Raw genomic sequence first — 21600 nt, 5'->3', positions numbered from 1 at the left:
TCAGGCTCCCGACGGCGCGGCCGGCGTGCTGCCGCCAGGCGGCGGGCCGTCCTGCGGGTCGCGTTCGTCGTGCTTCACGCGGAACCACGTCGCATACAGCGCGGGCAGGTAGAACAGCGTCAGCACGGTCGCGCTCGTGATGCCGCCCATCAGCGCGGTCGCCATCGGCCCGAAGAAGTTCGAGCGCAGCAGCGGGATCAGCGCGAGCACGGCGGCCGCGGCCGTCAGCGTGATCGGGCGGAAGCGCCGCACGGTCGCGCCGATGATCGCGTCGATGCGACGGTGGCCGACCGCGATGTCCTGCTCGATCTGGTCGACGAGGATCACCGAGTTGCGCATGATGATCCCGAACATCGCGATCACGCCGAGCATCGCGACGAAGCCGAACGGCTGCCCGAACAGCAGCAGCGTGGCGACCACGCCGATCAGCCCGAGCGGCGCGGTCAGCACGACCATCAGCACGCGCGAGAAGCTCTGCAGCTGGATCATCAGCAGCGTGAACACGGCGATCGCCATCAGCGGCATCTGCGCGTTGATCGACGTCTGCGCCTTCGCGCTTTCCTCGACCGAGCCGCCGATGTTGATCTGATAGCCGACCGGCAACTGCGCGCGCAGCGCGTTCAGCTGCGCGTCGACCGCGTGCGTGACGTCGATGCCCTGCGCGCCGGCGCGCACGTCCGACTGCACGGTGATGGTCGGCTGGCGGTCGCGCTCCCATACGACGCCGTATTCGAGCGTCGGCTTGAAGCGGCCGAGCGAGCCGAGCGGCACCGGGCCGTTCGGGGTCGGCAACGCGAGGCCCGCCAGCTTCGCCGGGTCGACACGGTCGGCCCGCGGCGCGCGCAGATCGACCGCGATCAGCTTGTCGCGCTCGCGGTACTGCGTGACGGTCGTGCCGGACAGCGTCATCGCGAGGAAGCTCGATACATCCTGCGACGTGACGTTCAGCTCGCGTGCCTTCTTCTGGTCGATCTCGAAGCGCACCGAGCGCTCGGCCGGCTCGTCCCAGTCGAACTGCACGTTGACCGTGCGCGCGTCGCCGCGCATCGTCGCCGCGACTTTCTCGGCGATCGAGCGGACCGTCGCGATGCTGTCGCCGCTCACGCGGAACTGCACCGGGTAGCCGACCGGCGGGCCGTTCTCGAGCCGCGACAGCCGCCAGCGCACGGCCGGGAACTGCTCGCGCAACGTGGTTTCGAGCCAGGTCGCGAGCTTCTCGCGGTCCTTCACCGATTTCGCGGTGATCACGAACTGCGCGAAGTTCGGCAACTGAAGCTGCTGGTCGAGCGGCAGGTAGAAGCGCGGCGCGCCGCTGCCGACGAAGTTCACCGAATGATCGATCTCGGGACGCTTGTCGATCACTTTCTCGAGGCGTTCGGTCTCGCGCAGCGTCGCCGCGAACGACCCGCCTTCGGGCAGCCGCAGGTCGACGAGCAGCTCGGGGCGGTCGGAACTCGGGAAGAACTGCTGCGGCACCAGCGAGAAGCCCATCAGCGCGACGACGAAGAGTGCACCGGTGATCAGCAGCACGACGAAGCGCCGCTCGATGCACCAGTCGATCCAGCCGCGCAGCCGCCGGTAGAAACGCGTGTCGTAGATGTCGTGCTCGTGGTCTTCCGGCAGGTGCGCCTCGTGCGCGTGCCGCTTGCGTTCGGGCAGCAGGTGGAAGCCGAGCAGCGGGATCAGCACGACCGCCGCGAACCACGACGCGATCAGCGCGATCGCCGACACCTCGAAGATCGAGCGCGTGTATTCGCCGGTGCTCGATTTCGCGAGCGCGATCGGCAGGAAGCCCGACACGGTGACGAGCGTGCCGGTCAGCATCGGGAACGCGGTGCTCGTATAGGCGAACGCGGCGGCGCGTGCGCGCGTGTAGCCCTGTTCGAGCTTCACGGCCATCATCTCGACGGCGATGATCGCGTCGTCGACGAGCAGCCCGAGCGCGAGCACGAGCGTGCCGAGCGACACCTTGTGCAGGCCGATGTCGAACAGGTACATGAAGAGGGCGGTGACCGCGAGCACGACCGGAATCGAGATCACGACCACCATCCCGGTGCGCAGGCCGAGCGACACGAGGCTCACGACCAGCACGATCGCGACGGCTTCGGCGACGGCCTCGAGGAAGTCGTCGACCGAATGCTCGACCGCATGCGGCATGCTCGACACCAGCGTCAGCTTGAGACCGGCCGGCAGTTGCGCCTGCAGGTCCTTCGATTCGGCGTCGAGTGCCTTGCCGAGCCGGATCACGTCGCCGCCCGGCTGCATCGTGACGCCGATGCCGAGCACAGCCTTGCCGCCCGCACGCATCTGCGTGACGACCGGATCGTCGTAGCCGCGCTTCACCGTCGCGAGATCGCCGAGCCGGAAGGTGCGGCCGTTGATGCGGATCAGCGTGTCGGCGATCGCGTCGACGTTGTCGAACTGGCCGCTCGGCCGCACGAACACGCGATCGTCGGCGGTCGTCAGCGTGCCCGCCGACGAGATGTCGTTCTGCGCGTTGATCGCCTGCCCGAGCTGCTGCGGCGAGATGCCGAGGCGCGTGAGCTGCGCGTTGTTCACCTCGATGAAGATCCGCTGGTCGGGGTCGCCAAAGTAGTCGACCTTGCCGACACCCGGCACGCGCAGCAGCACGGTGCGTAGCTGGTCCGCGTAGTCGTGGAGCTGCGCGGGGGTGAAGCCGTCGCCTTCGAGCGTCCAGATGTTGGTGTAGACGTCGCCGAATTCGTCGTTGAAGAACGGTCCCTGCACGCCGGGCGGCAGCGTATAGCCGATGTCGCCGACTTTCTTGCGGATCTGGTACCAGGTCTCGGGCACGTCCTTCACGGGCGCCGAATCCTTCATCGTGAAGAAGATCAGCGATTCGCCGGGGCGCGAATAGCTGCGCAGGAAGTCGATGGCCGGCGTTTCCTGCAGCTTGCGGCCGATCCGGTCGGTCACCTGTTCCTGCACCTGCCGCGCGGTCGCGCCGGGCCAGAACGTGCGGATCACCATCACGCGGAACGTGAACGGCGGGTCTTCGGACTGCGCGAGGCGGGTGTACGCGAGGATGCCCGCGAGCGTTGCGAGCGCGATCAGGTAGACGACCAGCGCCTGGTGGCGCAGCGCCCACGCCGACAGGTTGAAGCGGCCTTCTTCGTAGGAAACGCTCACGATGCGAAGTCCTCCGGATGCAGCGGCGCGATCGCGCGGACCTTCTCGCCCGCGCTGACGGTGTGCACGCCCTGCAGCACGACGCGTTCGCCGGGCTGCAGCCCGTGCGACACCGTCACCGTGCGCTCGTTGAAGCGCGCGACGTCGACGCGGCGCAGTTCGAGCGTGTCGTCCTTCGCGCGCACGACCCACACGGCCGGTTGCTGGCCGTCGTGGAACAGCGCGGTCGCGGGCAGCGTGATCGACGGCGCGTCGCCGGCGGCCGGGGCGCCGTCGAACGCGACGCTGGCCGTCATCCCGAGGCGGATTGCCGGATCGGGTGCGGCGAGCGTGAGCTTCACGCGATAGGTGCGGCTCTGCGGATCGGCGGCGGGTGCCACTTCGCGCACCTTCGCGGCGAACTGGCGGCCCGGCAGCGACGGCAGCGTGACGGTGGCCGTGTGGCCGGGCGTGAGCGACGCGAGCGCGGCTTCAGGCACGTCGCTGACGACGTCGACGTCGCCCGACCACGCGAGCTGGTAGACGGCTTGGCCGGCCGACACGTTCTGGCCGGTGTCGGCCTGTTCGGCGGTGATGTAACCCGCGTGATCGGCGACGAGCGTCGCGTAGCGGAGCTGGTTCTTCGCGAGCGCGAGCTGCTGCTGCGCCTGGTCGCGCTGCGCGAGCGCCGACGTGTAGCTGTTTTCCGTCTGCTCGAACTGCGCGGTCGCGATCAGGTTTTCACGTGCCTGCGCGCGATCGCGGTCGAGCTGCTGCTTTGCGAACGCGAGGCTGTGCGTCGCGGCATCGAGTTGCGCCTGCGCGCTCGCGGCGTTCTTCTCGACGTCGGACGGATCGAGCAGCGCGACGACCTGGCCGACCTTGACCGTATCGCCGAGGCGCACCTTGCGCTCGATGATCTTGCCGGCGATGCGGAACGACAGCGGGGTGGCGTAGCGCGGCTGGATTTCGCCGGGGAGCGTGCGGGCGACTGCGGCGTCGTCGGCATGGGCGGGCAGCGCGACGACGGGGCGCGGGGCGGGCGGCGCGGATTCTTTCGGATGACAGGCGGAAAGGACGAGCGCGGCGCCGATCAGCAGCGCGGCGCGGGAACCGGAGCGATTCACGAAACCCCCAGATGAGGTGAGAGCGAGAGCGGAACGAAGCCGGCAAGCGCGACGGGCGCTTGCCCCGAGCGGCGCCGGCACGGGCGCGCGGACAAGATCTTTCGGAAACTGTGGCGAATTCTAATACACACCTGTATCCGAATGCAAAGATGAATCCGAAAGGTAAACAGTGCTAGACTGCGCGCCATGAAACCACAGCGCTTAACTCGCGAGCAGAGCAGGGACCAGACGCGCGAACGTCTGCTGATTGCCGCGCACCGTATTTTTCTGAAGAAAGGCTATGTGGCCGCGAGCGTCGAGGACATCGCGGCAGCGGCCGGCTATACGCGCGGCGCGTTCTACTCGAATTTCAGCAGCAAGTCCGACCTGTTGCTGGAGTTGCTGGAGCGCGACCACGCGGAAGTGCAGGCCGACTTCCAGGCGATCTTCGACGGGGGCGGATCGCGCGAGCAGATGGAGTCGATGGCGCTCGCGTATTACCGGACGCTGTTTCAGGACGACGAATATTCGCTGCTGTGGGGTGAAGCGAAGCTGCAGGCGGCGCGCGATGCGAAGTTCCGCGTGCGCTTCAACCAGTTCCTGCACGGCAAGCGCCTGCAGATGGCCGAGTTCATCAAGCGTTTCGCCGAGCGCGCGGGCACGCCGCTGCTGTTGCCGGCAGAGACGCTCGCATTCGGGCTGATGTGCCTGTGTGACGGCGTGCAGTCGTACTACACGGCCGATCCGCAGCACGTGTCGGCCGAGGTGGCCGAATCGGTGCTCGCGGGGTTCTTCGCGCGCGTGGTGCTCGGGCGCGGGCCGGACTGAGCCAGCCTCGGCGTCGAGCCGCGCTCGCGCTGCCGGGGGCGAATCGCCCGGTCAGCGCTCGCCGGTCATCCGCCGGTACGCATCGAGCAGCGACGTCTTGTAGACGACCCCCGCGAGCGTCGGCTCGGCTTCGCTTTCGATTACCGGCAGGCGTTCGCCCTGGAACGCCATGAAGCGTTCGAGCGCGGTGGCGAGCGGCATGTCGGGCGTGAGCAGCGGAAACGGCGTGTGCGCGTAATGCGCGGCCGTCTTGTCGGTCGTATCGCGCTTGTCGAGCAGGTCGGACGTGATGTCCTTCAGCGCGACCGCACCGCGAAAACGCCCGGTGTCGTCGGTCACGTACAGATACTTCACCGGATATTCGAGAAACACGCGGGTCATGTCGGCGACGCTCGCCGTGAGCGGCACGACCGTCTGCGCGGGCTGGATCAGCTCGCGCATCTGCGTGGTGCGGATCCGGCTGCGTTCCTCGGCATCCTGGTGGTGATGCAGCGTGATCTCGTACATCGACGTCGTACCGGTCGCGCGCGCGACGAAGTACGCGAATACGCAGGACGCCAGCAGCGGCAGCACGACCTGGTAGCTGAGCGTCATCTCGAAGATCATCAGGATCGCCATCAGCGGCGCCTGCGTGGCGCCCGTCAGGAACGCGCCCATCCCGACGATCGCGTACGCGAAGTACGCCGACGTATGGCCGGGCCACACGGCTTGCATCGCGAGCCCGAACAGCGAGCCGAACACCGCGCCGACGAACAGCGTCGGCGTGAACACCCCGCCGATCGCGCCGGAGCCGACGGTGGCGGAGGTCGCGATCACCTTGAACACGAGCACCGCGACGAGTGCCTGCCAGGTCCACGGCGAATGGAGGATGTGGTTCACCACGCTGTAGCCGTTGCCCCACACGTCCGGCACCCATACCGAGATCACGCCGACGACGAGGCCGCCGAGCGCGAGCCGCACGGGCAGCGGCACGGGCAGCCGCTTGAACCGGTTCTTCGATGCATCGAGCAGGTGCAGGAACTGCGGCGCGAGCACGCCGCACAGCGCGCCGAGCACGACGAACAGCAGCACTTCGGGGCCGGTGACGGCCGGAAACACCGGCATCTCGTACGGCGGCCGGTAGCCGGCAAATTCGCGCATCACGATGTTCGCGACGACCGACGCGACGATCATCGGCCCGAGACTTTCCATGGCGATGCCGCCGAGCACGATCTCCGATACGAAGAAGGCGCCGGCGATCGGCGCGTTGTACGCGGACGTAATGCCGGCCGCCGCCCCGCACGCGACCAGCAGGCGCAGGCGCGGCGGGTCGAAGTGCGCGAAGCGGCCGACGAGCGACGCGGCGAGCGCCGCGAGCTGCACCATCGGGCCTTCTCGGCCGATCGAGCCGCCGCTGCCGATCGTCAGCAGCGACGAGACGCTGCGCCACAGACTCTGGCGGACCGGCACGACGCCGTTGCCGAGCGCGACCGATTCCATGTAGTCGGTCTTGCCGGCTTTCTTGTCGCCGCGGGTCGCGAGCAGCAGCACGCAGCCGGCGAGGAAGCCGCCGGCGGCCGGCATCCAGAACCGCACGTACCACGGCAGGCGCTTGGCCATCTGCACGAAGCTGCCGCTTTGCCCTGAGATCAGGTGCTGCATCAGGTCGATGCCTTCGCGGAACGCCATCGTGGCAAAGGCGCCGCCGACGCCGACGATGGCCGACCAGATCAGCATCGTATGGGCGTCCGACAGGCGGAACAGCGTTTGGGCGCGAGTGCGCAGCTTCAGCAGGAAAGAGAGCACGGCTGAACGAGGGCGATGGAAAACGACGCGAAGCATAGCACTGCGCCGCGCCCGCGGGACCATCCCGTCGGGCGCGGCGCGCGAAGTGTCACGGGCGGGCAGCTCAGCCAAGCCAGTGCTGCACAGCCCAGGTGATCCCGTAGCCGCCGGCGATCAGCCACACGTACAGGATCAGGCCGGTCATCAGCGCGCGGGGGCCGGCTGCGCGGATCTGCGCCACGCGGGTTTCGATGCCGAGCGCGGTCATCGCCATCGTCAGCGCGAAGGTGTCGAGCACGTTCAGCGTGTGGGTGACGTCGGTGGGCAGCACGTTCAGCGAATTGACGATCACGAAGCCGAGGAAACCGAGCGCGAACCAGGGTACGGCCACCTTGCGCTTGCCTTGCGCGCCGCCGGCGGTGGCGCGTGCCGAGCGGGCGAGCCACCAGCCGAGCACCAGCAGCACCGGAACCAGCAGCATCACGCGGGTCATCTTGACGATCGTCGCGATGTGCGCGACCTGCGGGCTGATGTCGCTCGCCGCGCCGACCACCTGCGCGACCTCGTGGATCGTGCCGCCGAAGAACAGGCCAAGGCCGGCCGGATCGAGATTCAACAGCCCGGCGTGATAGGCGATCGGGTACAGGAACATCGACAGCGTGCCGAACAGCACGACGCTGCCCACGGCCATCGCGCTCTGATGCGGCTTCGACTGCAGCGTCGACTCGAACGCGAGCACCGCGGCCGCGCCGCAGATCGCGCTACCGGCGGCGGTCAGCAGAGCCGAATCGCGGTCGAGCTTCATGATCTTCATGCCGGCCCAGGTGCCGATCACGAGCGTGCTGACGACGACCAGCACCGACACCGTGAGGCCCGGCAGGCCGACCTGCGCGATTTCCTGCAGGCTCACGCGCAGCCCGAAGAACGCGACCGCGATGCGCAGCAGCTTGCGCGCGGAGAAGTTGACGCCGGCCGCCCAGCTGGCCGGCATGCCGTCGCGCAGCGCGTTGCCGTACAGCGCACCGGCGACGATGCCGACGATCAGCGGCGACAGGCCGAGCCCCGCGATCGTGGGAAGCTGGGACAGGCTCGTGACGGCGGCGGCGAACAGCGCGACGAACAGCACGCCGTTCAACTGGCCGCGCATCGACGGCGCGGCGGGGCTGAGATGGGGAGTCGGGGCAGTGGACATGGAAGCACCGTGATGGAGCGTGTTGCGATGCTGTAATCCTAATTTCGTTATATCGATATGAAAAATTGTGATTTGTGACGTAAACTATCCGGAAAGCCGATAATTTATCCCCATGACCCCGGATCAACTGATAACGTTCGCCGCCGTCGCCGAACACCTGAACATCAGCCACGCCGCCGTGGCGCTGCATCTGTCTCAGCCGGCCGTGTCGGGCCAGTTGCGGCTGCTGCAGGACGAATTCGGCGAGCCGCTGTACCAGCGCGAAGGTCGCGGTATCCGCCTGACCCCGGTCGGCGAACAGCTCGCGCAGTACGCGAAGGCGCAGCGCGACACGTTTGCACAGGCGCGCGCGTTTCGCGACGCGGTGCGCGGCCTCGAGGCCGGCACGCTGCGCATCGGCGCGAGCACGACGCCCGCGAGCTACCTGCTGCCGTACCTGATCGCCGCGTTCCAGCCGCGCGCGCCGCGCGTGGCGATCCACACGATGAGCGGCAACACGGCCGACGTGGTCGCGGCGCTGCCGACGCTCGATATCGCGATGATCGAAGGGCCGCCCGGCGAGGCGCTGCCGCCGGGCACCGCGGTGCATGCGTGGCGCGAGGACGAGATCGTGGCGATCGTGCCGACTGGGCATCCGCTGGCCGCGCCCGAATACGCGTCGGGGGTCACGCTTGAAGCGCTGGCCGCCCATCCGCTGGTGTTGCGCGAGGCGGGCTCCGCCGTGCGGCAACTCGTCGAGCGCGCGTTCGCGCATGGCGCGGCGCCGATGCGCGTCGCGTTCGAGATCGCGGGCGTCGAGGCCGTGAAGGAAGCCGTGCGCGCCGGAATGGGAGTCGGTTTCGTGTCCGCGATGTCGCTGCGTCACGACGATGCCGCGCTCGTGCTGCGCTCGCTCGCGCCCGCGCCGCTCACACGTCACTTCTCCATCCTCGTGCCGCACGGCGGCGCGCCGTCGCGGGTCGCCGCGCAATTCCTCGAGATGAGCCTCGCGCACGACCTCGCCTGAGTGGCCGAACCCGGCCCGGGCACGCGCGATGCGGGCCATCGGGTGCGCGTTCGCGTCGGGTTCCGTCTTAGGGATTTCCTCTATGGTGTGGGTCCGACGCGAAGCGCACCATCCGTCTCAAGCAAATGGAACCGGTTCCAATCCGGTGAAAAGGGCAACATGACAGACATCGTGATCGTGGCGAGCGCATTCGGGATGGACCGCGTGCGTCAGGAGGGCCACAGCGCATTCGTCGCGACCGCGGCGGCATCCGGTGCGACCGGTTTCGAGGTGCGGCGCGAACTGTTCGCGTCGGAAGACGACGCGGCACCCGGCGCGCTGGCCGCGCTCGGCGCGCAACTGACCAGCCACGGGCTCTGGTCGGTCTATTCGACGCCGGCCAACCTCTATACGGAAACGGGCGAGCTCGATGCGGACGCATTGCGCAGCACACTCGTGGAAGCCGACGCGCTCGGCGCACGCTTCGTGAAATTCCAGCTCGGCGGTTTCGCCGGCGACGCGCACGCGGCCGACATCGTCGCGCTGTCGCGCGGCACGCGGGCCCGCGTGGTGGTCGAGAACGGCCAGCTTCCGGTCGGCGGCGCGCTCGCGCAGTTCCGCGGGCTGTTCGACGCGCTGGCCGCGGCCGGCATGCCCGATGCGCTCGGGATGACCTTCGACATCGGCAACTGGCAGTGGCCGGGTGAAGCGCCGCTCGATTGCGCACAAGTGCTCGCGCCGCATGTGGAATACATTCATTGCAAGGCAGTCGAGGGTGAGGGCGCGCGTCGTTTCGCCGCCGCACCGGCGCCGAACGACCCACTCGTGACCGGTGTGCTCGCGGCGCTGCCGCAGCAGGCGCCGCGCGGCATCGAGTTTCCGTTCGACGCGGCCGACCTGGCGGGCGATGCGTGCCGGCGCGTCGCGTGGCTCGCCACCGCGTGACGGCGGCAGGATCCTGGAGAGTTCATTCATGAAAGCAGCACTCGATGTCGTGACCTACGGCGAAGCGATGGCAATGTTCGTCGCGAACGAGCCCGGCCATCTCGCGCATGCGACGCAATTCGCGAAGCGGATCGCGGGCGCCGACCTGAACGTCGCGATCGGCCTGTCGCGGCTCGGTTTCCGGGTCGGCTGGATGAGCCGCGTCGGCCGCGATTCGTTCGGCGGCTACGTGCTCGACACGCTGGCACGCGAAGGCATCGACGCGTCGTGCGTGACCGTCGACCCGCGTTACCCGACCGGCTTCCAGCTCAAGTCGCGCAACGACGACGGCTGCGACCCGACCGTCGAATATTTCCGCAAGGGCTCGGCCGCGAGCCACCTGTCGTGCGACGACTATGTGGCCGACTACGTGCTCGGCGCACGCCACCTGCACCTGACGGGCGTTGCCCCGGCGATTTCCGCGACGTCGTGCGAGCTCGCGTTCAGGCTGGCGCGTGAAATGCGCGCGGCCGGCAAGTCGATCTCGTTCGACCCGAACCTGCGCCCGACGCTGTGGCCGTCCGCCGACGTGATGACGAAGACGCTGAACGCGCTCGCATCGTTGGCCGACTGGGTGCTGCCGGGCATCGCCGAAGGGCGGCAACTGACCGGGCACGACACGCCGGCCGACATCGCGGGCTTCTATCTGGCGCAGGGCGCACGCGGCGTCGTGATCAAGCTCGGTGCCGAAGGCGCGTACTACCGGACGGCCGACGGCCGTGACGGAACCGTGACCGGCGAGCGCGTGCAGAACGTCGTCGACACGGTCGGTGCCGGCGACGGCTTCGCGGTCGGCGTGGTCAGCGCGCTGCTGGAAGGCAAGACGATCGAGCAGGCCGTGGCGCGCGGCAACCGGATCGGCGCACTCGCGATCCAGGTGATCGGCGACTCGGAAGGGCTGCCGACCCGCGCCGCGCTCGATCGAATCGAAAACGTCAGCAATCGCGCCGATCGCTTAGAGGAAACCTTCACCGCGTAATGAGAGGCCGGACACGGCACAATCCGCGGACTCATTTCGTCGTGCTAGCGCACGGCAACATCCGGGACCGGGACGCGCGCCGAAGCGTGCGTTCCGACATAGGAGACATTCTGATGGCCAATACGCTTGCTGCCCGCCGCTGGTGGACGATCATGCCGATCGTCTTCATCACGTACAGCCTCGCCTACCTCGACCGCGCGAACTATGGGTTCGCGGCCGCGGCCGGCATCAACCAGGACCTCGGGATCAGCAAGGGCCTGTCGTCGCTGATCGGTGCGCTGTTCTTCCTCGGCTACTTCTTCTTCCAGATTCCCGGCGCGATCTACGCGGAACGCCGCAGCGTGAAGAAGCTCGTGTTCGTCAGCCTCATCCTGTGGGGCGCCTGCGCGGCGCTCACGGGCGTGGTCAGCAACATCCCGTCGCTGATGGCGATCCGCTTCGTGCTCGGTGTGGTCGAGGCGGCCGTGATGCCGGCGATGCTGATCTACATCAGCAACTGGTTCACGAAGAACGAGCGCTCGCGCGCGAACACGTTCCTGATCCTCGGCAACCCGGTCACCGTGCTGTGGATGTCGATCGTGTCGGGCTATCTCGTGCACGAATTCGGCTGGCGCCACATGTTCATCGCCGAAGGCGTGCCGGCCGTGCTCTGGGCCGTGTGCTGGTGGTTCCTCGTGCAGGACAAGCCGGCCGATTCGCCGTGGCTCAACGCGCAGGAAAAGCGCGACCTCGACGCCGCGCTCGCGGCCGAGCAGGCCACGATCAAGCCCATGCGCAACTATGGCGAAGCGTTCCGGTCGCCGGCCGTGATCAAGCTGTGCGCACAGTATTTCTGCTGGAGCATCGGCGTGTACGGCTTCGTGCTGTGGCTGCCGTCGATCGTCAAGAACGGCTCCGACCTCGGGATGGTCGCGACCGGCTGGCTGTCCGCGCTGCCGTATCTCGCTGCGACGATCGCGATGCTCGCCGCGTCGTGGGCGTCCGACAAGGTCGGTTCGCGGCGCGGTTTCGTGTGGCCGTTCCTGCTGATCGGCGCGGCCGCGTTCGCCGCATCGTATGCACTCGGCTCGTCGCATTTCTGGATCTCGTATGCGCTGCTGGTCGTGGCAGGCGCCGCGATGTACGCGCCGTACGGCCCGTTCTTCGCGATCGTGCCGGAACTGCTGCCGAAGAACGTCGCCGGTGGCGCAATGGCGCTGATCAACAGCATGGGTGCGCTCGGCTCGTTCGTCGGCTCGTACTTCGTCGGCTACCTGAACGGGGCGACCGGCTCGCCCATCGCGTCGTACGCATTCATGAGCGCCGCGCTCGTCGCCGCGGTGATCCTCACGCTGTCCGTCAAACCCCAGGCGCGCGATCCGCATCCGCTCGCGACGCCGCTGCAAGGAAAATGAATCCGATGAAGCCCCGTATCGTCGCGTACAAGCCGCTGCCCGATGACGTCCTCGCGTACCTGCGCGAGCATGCGGACGTCGTGCAGGCCGACGGCGCCGCAGCCCTCGCCGATGCGCTCGGCGACGTGGACGGCGCGATCGGCGCGAGCCTGAAGGTCACGCCGCAGATGCTCGACCGTGCGCCGCGGCTGAAGGCGTGGTCGACGATCTCGGTCGGCTACGACAACTTCGATGTCGCGGATCTCACGCGGCGCGGGATCGTGCTCGCGCATACGCCGGACGTGCTGACCGAGTCGACCGCCGATACGGTGTTCTCGCTGATCCTCGCGTCGGCGCGACGCGTGGTCGAGCTGGCCGAGTGGGTGAAGGCCGGCAACTGGCATCACAGCATCGGCCCCGACCTGTACGGCACCGACGTGCAGGGCAAGACGCTCGGCATCGTCGGGCTCGGGCGGATCGGCGGCGCGGTCGCGCGCCGCGCAGCGCTCGGTTTCCGGATGCAGGTGCTGTACGCGAACCGGTCCGCGCATGCGGAAGCCGAGGCGCAGTACGGTGCGCGGCGCGTCACGCTCGACGAGCTGCTCGCGCAATCGGATTTCGTGTGCCTGCAAGTGCCACTGTCGCCGGAAACGCGTCACCTGATCGGTGCGCCCGAATTCGCGAAGATGAAGCGCGGTGCAATCCTGATCAACGCGTCGCGCGGGCCGGTGGTCGACGAAGCCGCGCTGGTCGATGCGCTGCGCGCGGGCACGATCCGCGGCGCGGGGCTCGACGTGTTCGAGAAGGAGCCGCTGCCGGCGGATTCGCCGTTGCTGCAGATGAACAATGTCGTCGCATTGCCGCATATCGGCTCGGCGACGCACGAGACGCGCCACGCGATGGCGCGCTGCGCCGCGGAAAACCTGGTCGGCGCGCTGGCCGGCACGCTGCGCACGAATCTCGTCAATCCGGATGCGCTCGCGCGCGCCTGAGCGGCGGCGGGTAGCGGGCCAACCATGGGCCAACCACGGGCCGACGCCCGGCCGGCAGGGCGCCGGCTTCGTTAGAGTCGATGGTCTTGGTGCCGGAGGGCTGGCTGCGTTATGATCGCCCGCGCGTCGCATCGACGGGCCGGCATCGCTGCCGGCCGCGTCCCGCGACGGGTATCCGCGCCAGGTCCGGTGCGGCCGACTGCTTTTGCACGTGACCGGGGCGGGTGCCGACGCGCCGGCGCCGATCGTCGCGAAGCAGGGGGCGGCGTAAGCGCTGAAGGGCTACGCTGGTTAACTGCGAAGCATGGGACCCGCGTAAGCGCTAAAGCGCCAACGCGGGTCGACCGCGAAGCATGGGACCCGCGTAAGCGCTAAAGCGCCAACGCGGGTCGACAGGAGATTCCACCGGGTGGCTTACGTTTCCAACAACAAAGGTCCGTCTGCTCACGAAGCGGCGCGGATCGTACGTCGCGAGGCACGACAGTGACCGAATCGCAACCAACCACGACGCGTCCGGCGACGATCAGCGACGTCGCGCGCGAGGCCGGCACCGGCAAAACCAGCGTGTCGCGCTACCTGAATGGCGAGACGCACGTGCTGTCCACCGATCTGCGCCAGCGGATCGAAGCGGCCATCGCGCGGCTCAACTACCGGCCGAACCAGATGGCGCGCGGACTCAAGCGTGGCCGCAACCGGCTGCTCGGCATGCTCGCCGCCGACCTGACCAATCCGTACACCATCGAAGTGCTGCAGGGCGTCGAGGCCGCGTGCCACGCGCTCGGCTACATGCCGCTGATCTGTCACGCGGCAAACGAAGTCGAGATGGAGCGCCGCTTCCTGCAGCTGCTCACGACCTACCGCGTCGAAGGGCTGATCGTCAACGCGCTCGGCGCCGACGAGGACGTGCTGCGCCCGCTGCGTGGCGCCGGCATCCCGGCCGTGCTCGTCGACCGGACGGTCGAAGGTTTCGAGGCCGACCTGATCGGCCTCGACAACGCGGATGCGATCGAGACCGCGCTCGCGCACCTGGTCGAACACGGCTTCGACGCGATCCATTTCGTCGTGCAGCCGTTCGAGCGCGTCAGCTCGCGGCGCTTGCGCGAGGCCGCGTTCCGCGCGGCACTGGCGGCGCGCGGGCTGACGGTGCCGTCGACGGTCGTGCTCGACCTGAACGAGTCCGACGCGACCGCGGCAGCGCTTGCCGACATCGATGTCCGCATCGACGACGCGGCACGGCGCGGCGTGCGCGCGGCGCTGTTCGCCGCGAACGCGCCGGTCGCGCTCGCGATCGCGCGCCACCTGCGTGCGCGTTTCGGCACCGCATGGCAGCAGAAGGCGGCGCTGCTGTCGATCGACGATCCGGAATGGGCGGAGCTGATCGGCATCACGACGATCCGGCAGCCGACCTACGATATCGGCTACAAGGCCGTCGAATTCGTGCACGAGCGGATCGACGGCGCGGCGGGCGATGTACGCGTCTCGCTGTTGCCGGGCGAGCTGGTTGCGCGCGCGTCGACCGCAAGCTGAGTATCATTCGGGGCAGCGCGTCAGGTGCGCTGCCCCGAACAAGGAAATACATGACTGTCGCTCCCGTCACGCTGGCGGTGCTGATCGCCGCCACGCTGATCATCGCGCTCCTGCCGCTCGTCCTCTACCGACTCCTGCGCAAGCCGCTGGCGCTGAACCGCCGCGATACGATCGTCGGCGTGACCGTCTTCACGCTGTTCGCGATGATCCTCGAGCGCGCGTTCCACGGGCTCGTGCTGAGCCAGACGCCGCCGGATGGCTGGCTCACGCAGCCGCTCGCGTTCGTCGCGTACAGCGCGCTCGCGACCGCCGTGTTCGAGGAAGTCGGCCGCTATCTCGGGATGCGTTTCCTGAGCCGCCGCTACGGCCCGTCGGCCGGTGACAGCCGCGGAATCGGCTACGGGATCGGTCACGGTGGTGCCGAAGCGTGGTTCGTCGGCGTGCTCGTGTGGGGCCAGTGGTCGTATCTCGCGTGGCTCGCGAGCCGCGGCCAGCTCGAGACGCAGCTCGCCGATCTGCCGGGCGATACCGTCGTGCGGCTGCACGTGATGCTCGCGACGTTGTCCGCGCAGTCGATCCTGCTGTTGCTGCTTGAACGCTGCGCGGCATTCGTGCTGCAGCTTGCGCTGTCGGTGCTGGTCTGGCGCGGTGTGCGCGCCGGCCGTGCGGGCGTACTGCCGCTCGCGATCGTGCTGCATGCGCTCGCGGCTGCGCCGGCGCTGCTGTACCAGGTGCGCGTGCTGCCGGCCGGCTGGGTCGAGGCCGCGTATTTCGTGCTGGCCGCGATCCTGGTCGCCGTGCTGGTGAAGACGTGCCGGCCGTCGCAAGCGGCAGCCTGACGGGAGAGACGGAATGGACGACTATCTGATCGAATGCCAGAGCGCGGAATTCGACGCGCTCGCACGCGTGATCTGCGATCTCTTTCCGGAGCAGACGCGTTTCGCCGAAAGCAGCGACGCGCGCGGGCGGTTCCTGTCCGTGCAGTGGCTCGCGATGCGTTTCGGCTCGGCGCCGAAGCGGATGACGCTCGATATCCGTATCGTGCCGGCCGCGCTCGCGCGCTATCTGGCGCTCAAGCCGATGCAGCGGGCACGCAGTCATGCGGTGCTGCATGCGTATACGGAGGCGATGCTCGGGTCGCTCGAGGAGCGGCACGCGGCCGGCGAGGCCGTCGAGCGCGATGCCGAACTCGAACTCGACGAAGACTTCGCGTGATGGTTTGCGCCGGCGCGATGCCGGCGCGCTGCATCATGCGTCGCGGTAGACCTGCGCGAAGCGCTGAGCCTGTACGACGCCGTAGTCGCCGGGCGCGTACTGCATCACCCAGTCGCCGGCGACGCCGCGCAGCGTGTCGCCGTTTTCCGAGCGGGCGATCGTGAACGGCTCGTCCATCCGGCGCGCGAGCACGACGGCCGGCCGGTTCCGGTAAGTCCCCGGTGCGCCGTGTGCGAGTGCCGGATCGGCGGGCAGGTATTTGGCGTCGAAGCGTGCGCGCGACACGACCCAGCGGTCGCCGGTCGAGCCGGTGATCAGCGCGTCGCCCGCCACATAGCGGTTCGGGCCTTCGAGGCTCATCAGTTCGCCGTCGGCATCCGCGAAGGAAACAGCGACGGTTTCGTCCTTGACGACGCGACGGGCCTGCGGGTCGGTACGCAGGTCGATGTGCTTGAGTTCGAGCATGGCGGGGAAGTGCGGGAAAGCTGGAAAAGCCGGCAGCTTATCCCGAATCCGGCGCGCCGTGTGACGCGCCGGTCGCCGTTAGGGCGCGGCGCCGTTCGGCCCGGACGGGCGGCACGGCGCCGGCGGGGCGGGTGTTACTGCTGCGCGGGGGCGCTGGCGGCCGGCGCGGCTGCCGCCTTGCCGTCCTTGCCCTTCGTCTTGCCCTTGCCGCGGTGCTCGCCGCCGTGGTGCAGCCAGCTACGGAACGTCGTGTCGGCCAGCGCCTTCTGGTCGGCCGGGAAGCTCTCGTACAGCGGTGCGAAGGCGTCGGCGAGCTTCTTCGCGCCGTCGGCGTTCGCCTGCGACAGTTCCGCATACTGCTTCATGTCGTCGAGCGCGGAAACGTCGTGCTTCGCCATCCGTTCGCGATAGAGGCGGCCCATCGTGTCGCCGTTGTCGCGCATCGTGTCGGCGAACGTTTTCCACTGGGGTTCCTGCGCCGACGTGATCTTCAGCTGGTCGTGCAGGTACTTGATGCGTTGCTCGACGCGCGCTTCGTGACGTTCCGCGCGCTGCTCGGCGCTCGGCGCCGAAGCCGCGGCCGTCGTGGCCTGGGCCGGCGCTTGCGGCTGCGCCGGGGTTTGCGCGAACGCGCTGGCTGCAACGACGAGCGTAGCGAGGGTGAGCGAGATTTTCTTCATGGTTGGCTCTCCGGGGTGGTGTCTTGCGAGCGGGCGCGGCGGCAACTGCCGCAAGCGCGCTTCTCGCGTCGCCCGTTATTAGTAGCACGTTGCGTGCGGCGCAGCAGTGAATGCGACACTTGCTTACATCCGATACGAATCGAAATTGAAAGGTTCGTATCGGATCCGGGCGAGGTCGTTTGGGCGCGCCGGCGTTCGGCGCTATCATCGCGTCACCTTCCACTCAGCCGGCGCGTCGTGCCCCGGCCCAGCCTCATGCGTCCACCCCGCCTCGACCAACTCGACGATCTCGACCGGCAACTCGTCGCGCTGCTGCAAGCCGATGCGCGTGCCAGCGTCGCGGATCTCGCGCGCCAGCTCGACGTGGCGCGCACGACGGTCGTCGCGCGCATCGCGCGGCTCGAACGCACCAACGTGATCGCCGGCTATAGCGTCCGGCTCGGGCAGGACGTGCTCGACGCGAGCATCTACGCGTATGTCGGCATCATCCTCACGCCGAAGTTCGGCAAGGACGTGTTGCGCAAGCTCGACCGGATGCCCGAAGTGCAGTTGCTGTGCGCGGTGAGCGGCGAGTACGACTACGTCGCGTGGCTGCGCGCCGATTCCCCTGAGCGGCTCAACGACCTGCTCGACCAGATCGGCACGCTCGAAGGCGTCGAACGCACGACGACGTCGATCATCCTGTCGCGCAAGATCGATCGCGGGACGATCGGCGGCTGACGCGCGTCAAGCGCGGTGTCCGTCGCGCCGTGCGTGCTGCATCGGCGTATCGGTACGGCTGTCGGGCTGCGTCGCCCCAGGCGGACGCGCAAGCGGAATCCGCACCGAGATGCGCAAGCCGCGCGATTCCGCTTCGTCCGCATACGCGAGCGTGATGTCGGCGCCCATCCGGTCCGCGACGATCTTCACGATCGACAGGCCGAGCCCGGAGCCGATCTGCGCGTTGCCGGGCACCCGGTAGAACGGATCGAACACGCGCTCGCGTTCGTGCGGCGCGATGCCCGGCCCGGTGTCGGTGATCGTCACGTACGCGTGCGTGTCCGTGCGTTGTGTCGACAGGTCAACACGTCCGCCCGGCGGCGTGTAGCGGATCGCGTTGTCGACCAGGTTCATCACGAGCGACACGAGTTCGAGTTCGTCGACGGGCACCGAGGTATCCGGGCCGTCTTCGATGCCGATGTCGAGGGTTTTCGCGTCGGCGAGCGGCATCAGGTCTTCCAGCACGCGGCGATAGACCGCATGAACCGACACGTCGCCAGGCGGCGCCGCTGGCGCGCTTTGCGCCCGTGCGAGTGCGAGCAGCTGCCCGATCAGGTGGCGGCTGCGGTCGAGCCCGCCGCGCAGCGCGGCGAGCCGCGCGCGCGCATCGTCCGGCAGGTCGGCATCGGCGAGGCGCTCGGCCTGCAGCGACATCGCCGTGAGTGGCGAACGCAGTTCGTGCGCGGCATCGGCGACGAAGCGGCGCTGCGCGGCGACCGACTGCGCGACGCGCTCGAGCATCCGGTTGATCGCGACGACGAACGGCCGCACCTCGACCGGCACGTGATCGGCCGGCACCGGGCGCAGGTCGTGCTCGTCGCGTGCATCGATGCCGGCGGACAGCGCGGCCACCGGGCGGAACAGCTTGCGCACGAGATCGGCGACGAGCAGCAGCAGAATCGGGACGAGGATCAGCAGCGGCAACGCGGTGCGCCACGCGCTTTCGCGTGCGACGTCGTCGCGCATGCCGGCTTCCTGCGCGACCGCGATGCGCTCGCCGTTCGCGAAGGTCCGGACCATCACGCGATACGTGCTGCCGCCGGCATCGACCGTATGCAGCCCGTCGGCGAGCGTCGGCGCCAGCGCGAGCCGCGGCGCGCCGTCGCCGCCGGGTTGCGGTGCGCCGCCGAGCGGCTGCACGAATACGCGCGACAACTCGTCGCTTTCGCGCGCGGGCCCGCCGGCGGCGGCATGGAGCGACGGCGCACGCTGGCGGTCGAGCAGCGTCGCGACCTCGCGCAGCACGTCGTCCTGCAGCTCGTGCGCTTCGTCGAATGCCGATGAAAACGCGAACGCGGCCGCGGCCGTCGCGACGACCAGGATCGCGGCCGACAGCGCGACCGACAGGCGGAACCCGATCGACTCGCTCAGGCGTTTCTTGAAACCATCCATCCCGCCCCCCTGACGTTCTTGATCACGGTGCTGCCGAGCTTGCGGCGCAGCGAATGGATCAGGAATTCGACCGCGTTGCTTTCGACTTCCTCGCCCCAGCCGTACAGGCGATCCTCGAGCTCGCGCCGCGACAGGATCGCACCCGGGCGCACCAGCAGCGCGCGCAGCAGCGAGAATTCGCGATTCGACAGCGGCACCGGCGCGTGCCCGTCGACGGTGGCCTCGCGCGTCGACGGATCGAGCGACACGATCCCGTTGCTCAGCAGCGGCGCGGCCGAGCCGGCCCGGCGCCGGATCGCGACGCGGATCCGCGCGAGCAGCTCGGCCATCTCGAACGGCTTCACGATGTAGTCGTCGGCGCCGCCGTCGAGGCCGCGCAGGCGATCGTCGAGCCCGTCGCGGGCCGTGACGATCAGCAGCGGTGCGCTGGCGTCCTTCGCGCGGATGGCGGCCAGCACGTCGAGCCCGTCGCGGCCGGGCAGGCCGAGGTCGAGCAGGATCAGGTCGTAGGGCTGCGCGGCGAACGCGGTCAACGCGCGCGCGCCGTCGGTGACCCAGTCGGTGGCGTACGACGCATCCTTCAGCGCCGCATGGACGGCCTCGCCGATCATCGGGTCGTCTTCGACGAGCAGTATTCGCATGCGTGTTCTCCGTGCCGCGCAAACGCCGCCAGCGTATGCGATTCCCGCGCGGGCGTCACGTGTCGCGTGCCGCGCGCGCGGCAATCCTCATTTGCCGCTGAACCGGTCGAGGGCCGCGAGCAGGCTCTTCATCGCGGCGGCCGAATCGGCCTGGGTCGGATGGTCGGCGCGCAGCGCGGAAAGCGCGCGGTCGATTTCCTGGTCGACCATGTGCCAGTCGGCGGCGGCGCGCGGCTTGAGACCGGCTTCGGCCGAGTCCCACGCGATCTCGAGATCCTTGATGCGCGTTTTCGCGCCGGGCAGGTCGCCCTTGGCGACGAGCGCGTTCACGTCGACGGCGATCGTGCGGAATTGCGACAGGTCGCCGAGCTTCGATGCGTGGGCCGCTGCCGGCGACGCTGCGGCCGAGGCGGGCAGCGAGCTCGATGCGTTCGCATCCTGCTGCTTCGAACAGCCGGCGGCGGCGCCCAACAGGGCAATCGTGGCCGCGGCTACGGCGAGACGGGAAACGGGATGGGGGATGCGCATGGCGTGTCCTCGATTCGATGAACGGAAAGTACGGAAAGAACGGAAAGGAAAGAGCGTCATTCGGCGGTACCGGCACGCGTGCGCGGGCCGCTGCCGAACTGCGCGACGGCGACGAGCAACACGATCACGGTCAGGAACAGCAGGCTCGTCCATGCGGCGCCGAAGCCGAGCCCGCCATAGGTGCGGGCCTGCGTGAGCAGGTCGCCGAGCGATGCGCCGAACGGGCGCGTCAGGATGTACGCGATCCAGAACGTCAGCACGGCGTTGACGCCGAGCCGCCACATCACGAACACGGCCGCGATCAACGCGCCGAAGCACAGCGCGCCGAGCGTGAAGCCGAGCCCGAGCGCCTCGGTCGCGAGATCGCCCGCGGCGGTGCCGAGCGCGAACGTGCAGAGGATCGCGGCCCAATAGAACAGCTCGCGCCGCGGCGTGACGATCGTCTCGATCGACAGCGTGCCTTCGACGCGATGCCACACGAAGAAGATCGCGGCGAGCGCGACGGCAAATGCGGCGGTGCTCGCATAGAGGCTGACGTTCAGGCCGTCGGTGAGCAGGTCGGTGATCTGCGTGCCGACGATGCTGACCAGCACCACCGTGAGCCAGTAGATCCACGGCACGTAGCGGCGCGTGCGCAACTGCAGCCACAGCGCGACTGCGAGCAGCGACGCCATCGCGATGCGCGTGACGGTCTGGCCGAGCCCCGCGTTGACCGCGAGAAAGTCCGCGCCGGTTTCGCCGACCGTGGTCGACATGATCTTGATGATCCAGAACGAGAGCGCGACGTCGGGCACCTTGTTCAGCCAGTGCGACGTGCGGTTGACGGGCAGGGATTGCATGCGATGCCTCCTTGGCGATCGGGTGGTCGGCATGCAGTCTGAAACGGAAGACTTAGGCCAGCCATAGCGAGGCCGGCGGCGGGAAAAAAGCGCCGTTTCGACGTTTCGACGAAATGTGTCGTCGAAGCGTCGAAATTATCGGTCGTTTCGCATCATTCTTCGTCTTGGAACTGATTTTGAGCGTCCCTAAACTGTGTTCATGGCTCAACGCCGTTCACAACA

At 68.5% G+C, this 21600-nt stretch carries 20 protein-coding genes; 10 read left to right on the top strand and 10 right to left on the bottom strand.

Features of this window, described 5'->3' with window-relative positions:
- Positions 1–3150, bottom strand: a complete 3150-nt coding sequence (locus tag QZM67_RS15970; RefSeq protein WP_301804710.1) for an efflux RND transporter permease subunit — start codon at positions 3148–3150, stop codon at positions 1–3.
- Entirely contained in the window at positions 3147–4256 is a 1110-nt protein-coding gene (locus QZM67_RS15965; RefSeq protein ID WP_301804707.1) for an efflux RND transporter periplasmic adaptor subunit, read from the bottom strand. Before QZM67_RS15965 ends, QZM67_RS15970 begins: the two co-directional genes overlap by 4 nt.
- Before the next feature lie 186 nt (positions 4257–4442).
- On the opposite strand from QZM67_RS15965, the gene QZM67_RS15960 reads away from it, so the two are divergent.
- Complete coding sequence (locus QZM67_RS15960) at positions 4443–5063, top strand: TetR/AcrR family transcriptional regulator (protein ID WP_301804705.1); 621 nt, start codon at positions 4443–4445, stop codon at positions 5061–5063.
- A 51-nt stretch (positions 5064–5114) separates the two neighbouring features.
- Here QZM67_RS15960 and QZM67_RS15955 read toward each other — a convergent pair whose 3' ends face one another.
- A complete protein-coding gene (locus QZM67_RS15955) occupies positions 5115–6848 on the bottom strand; it encodes a ClcB-like voltage-gated chloride channel protein (protein ID WP_205187831.1) in 1734 nt (577 codons plus the stop codon).
- 103 nt (positions 6849–6951) lie between these two features.
- Complete coding sequence (locus QZM67_RS15950) at positions 6952–8019, bottom strand: YeiH family protein (RefSeq protein WP_301804698.1); 1068 nt, start codon at positions 8017–8019, stop codon at positions 6952–6954.
- A gap of 112 nt (positions 8020–8131) precedes the next feature.
- Between QZM67_RS15950 and QZM67_RS15945 the strand changes: the two genes are divergently transcribed.
- The 8 genes from QZM67_RS15945 (at position 8132) to QZM67_RS15910 (ending at position 16074) form a co-directional block, all read left to right on the top strand.
- Positions 8132–9025, top strand: a complete 894-nt coding sequence (locus QZM67_RS15945) for a LysR family transcriptional regulator (protein ID WP_089450564.1) — start codon at positions 8132–8134, stop codon at positions 9023–9025.
- Positions 9026–9184: 159 nt separating this feature from the next.
- On the top strand, positions 9185–9949 hold the full coding sequence (locus tag QZM67_RS15940) for a sugar phosphate isomerase/epimerase (protein WP_301804694.1): 765 nt from the start codon (positions 9185–9187) through the stop codon (positions 9947–9949).
- A gap of 28 nt (positions 9950–9977) precedes the next feature.
- Positions 9978–10967 carry a sugar kinase gene (locus QZM67_RS15935; RefSeq protein ID WP_301804692.1) on the top strand — a complete coding sequence of 330 codons (990 nt, stop codon included), beginning with the start codon at positions 9978–9980 and terminating at the stop codon, positions 10965–10967.
- A gap of 113 nt (positions 10968–11080) precedes the next feature.
- Positions 11081–12361, top strand: a complete 1281-nt coding sequence (locus QZM67_RS15930) for an MFS transporter (RefSeq protein ID WP_301804688.1) — start codon at positions 11081–11083, stop codon at positions 12359–12361.
- Positions 12362–12366: 5 nt separating this feature from the next.
- Positions 12367–13332, top strand: coding sequence for a D-glycerate dehydrogenase (locus tag QZM67_RS15925; RefSeq protein WP_043183193.1), 966 nt, complete (start codon positions 12367–12369; stop codon positions 13330–13332).
- A gap of 483 nt (positions 13333–13815) precedes the next feature.
- Positions 13816–14859, top strand: a complete 1044-nt coding sequence (locus QZM67_RS15920; RefSeq protein WP_175021069.1) for a LacI family DNA-binding transcriptional regulator — start codon at positions 13816–13818, stop codon at positions 14857–14859.
- 50 nt (positions 14860–14909) lie between these two features.
- Complete coding sequence (locus QZM67_RS15915) at positions 14910–15698, top strand: YhfC family intramembrane metalloprotease (protein ID WP_175021068.1); 789 nt, start codon at positions 14910–14912, stop codon at positions 15696–15698.
- Between the two features lie 13 nt (positions 15699–15711).
- The gene (locus QZM67_RS15910) at positions 15712–16074 is read left to right on the top strand and encodes a DUF3022 domain-containing protein (RefSeq protein WP_043182999.1); all 363 of its coding nucleotides are present in this window, start codon (positions 15712–15714) and stop codon (positions 16072–16074) included.
- Positions 16075–16107: 33 nt separating this feature from the next.
- Here the strand turns inward: QZM67_RS15910 and QZM67_RS15905 are convergent, their stop codons facing one another.
- Positions 16108–16539 carry a PGDYG domain-containing protein gene (locus QZM67_RS15905; RefSeq protein ID WP_301804683.1) on the bottom strand — a complete coding sequence of 144 codons (432 nt, stop codon included), beginning with the start codon at positions 16537–16539 and terminating at the stop codon, positions 16108–16110.
- A gap of 134 nt (positions 16540–16673) precedes the next feature.
- Positions 16674–17219: a Spy/CpxP family protein refolding chaperone gene (locus tag QZM67_RS15900; RefSeq protein WP_089450559.1), complete on the bottom strand. Its 546-nt coding sequence runs from the start codon at positions 17217–17219 to the stop codon at positions 16674–16676.
- Between the two features lie 255 nt (positions 17220–17474).
- Between QZM67_RS15900 and QZM67_RS15895 the strand changes: the two genes are divergently transcribed.
- Positions 17475–17939 (top strand): Lrp/AsnC family transcriptional regulator, encoded by a 465-nt coding sequence (locus tag QZM67_RS15895; RefSeq protein ID WP_006481526.1) that lies wholly within the window; start codon positions 17475–17477, stop codon positions 17937–17939.
- A gap of 6 nt (positions 17940–17945) precedes the next feature.
- Here the strand turns inward: QZM67_RS15895 and QZM67_RS15890 are convergent, their stop codons facing one another.
- The 4 genes from QZM67_RS15890 to QZM67_RS15875 form a co-directional block, all read right to left on the bottom strand.
- Entirely contained in the window at positions 17946–19370 is a 1425-nt protein-coding gene (locus tag QZM67_RS15890; protein WP_301804680.1) for a HAMP domain-containing sensor histidine kinase, read from the bottom strand.
- Positions 19346–20011, bottom strand: a complete 666-nt coding sequence (locus QZM67_RS15885) for a response regulator transcription factor (RefSeq protein ID WP_175021063.1) — start codon at positions 20009–20011, stop codon at positions 19346–19348. The genes QZM67_RS15890 and QZM67_RS15885 overlap by 25 nt, the downstream gene beginning before the upstream one ends.
- Before the next feature lie 87 nt (positions 20012–20098).
- Positions 20099–20539: a hypothetical protein gene (locus QZM67_RS15880; protein WP_175021062.1), complete on the bottom strand. Its 441-nt coding sequence runs from the start codon at positions 20537–20539 to the stop codon at positions 20099–20101.
- Between the two features lie 56 nt (positions 20540–20595).
- On the bottom strand, positions 20596–21378 hold the full coding sequence (locus tag QZM67_RS15875; RefSeq protein WP_301804674.1) for a hypothetical protein: 783 nt from the start codon (positions 21376–21378) through the stop codon (positions 20596–20598).
- Between the last annotated feature and the right edge of the window lie 222 nt (positions 21379–21600).

The organism is Burkholderia sp. AU45251 (assembly GCF_030482905.1).
GTDB classification, from domain to species: Bacteria; Pseudomonadota; Gammaproteobacteria; order Burkholderiales; family Burkholderiaceae; genus Burkholderia; species Burkholderia aenigmatica.
This window is presented reverse-complemented; position numbering and strand designations above follow the sequence as displayed.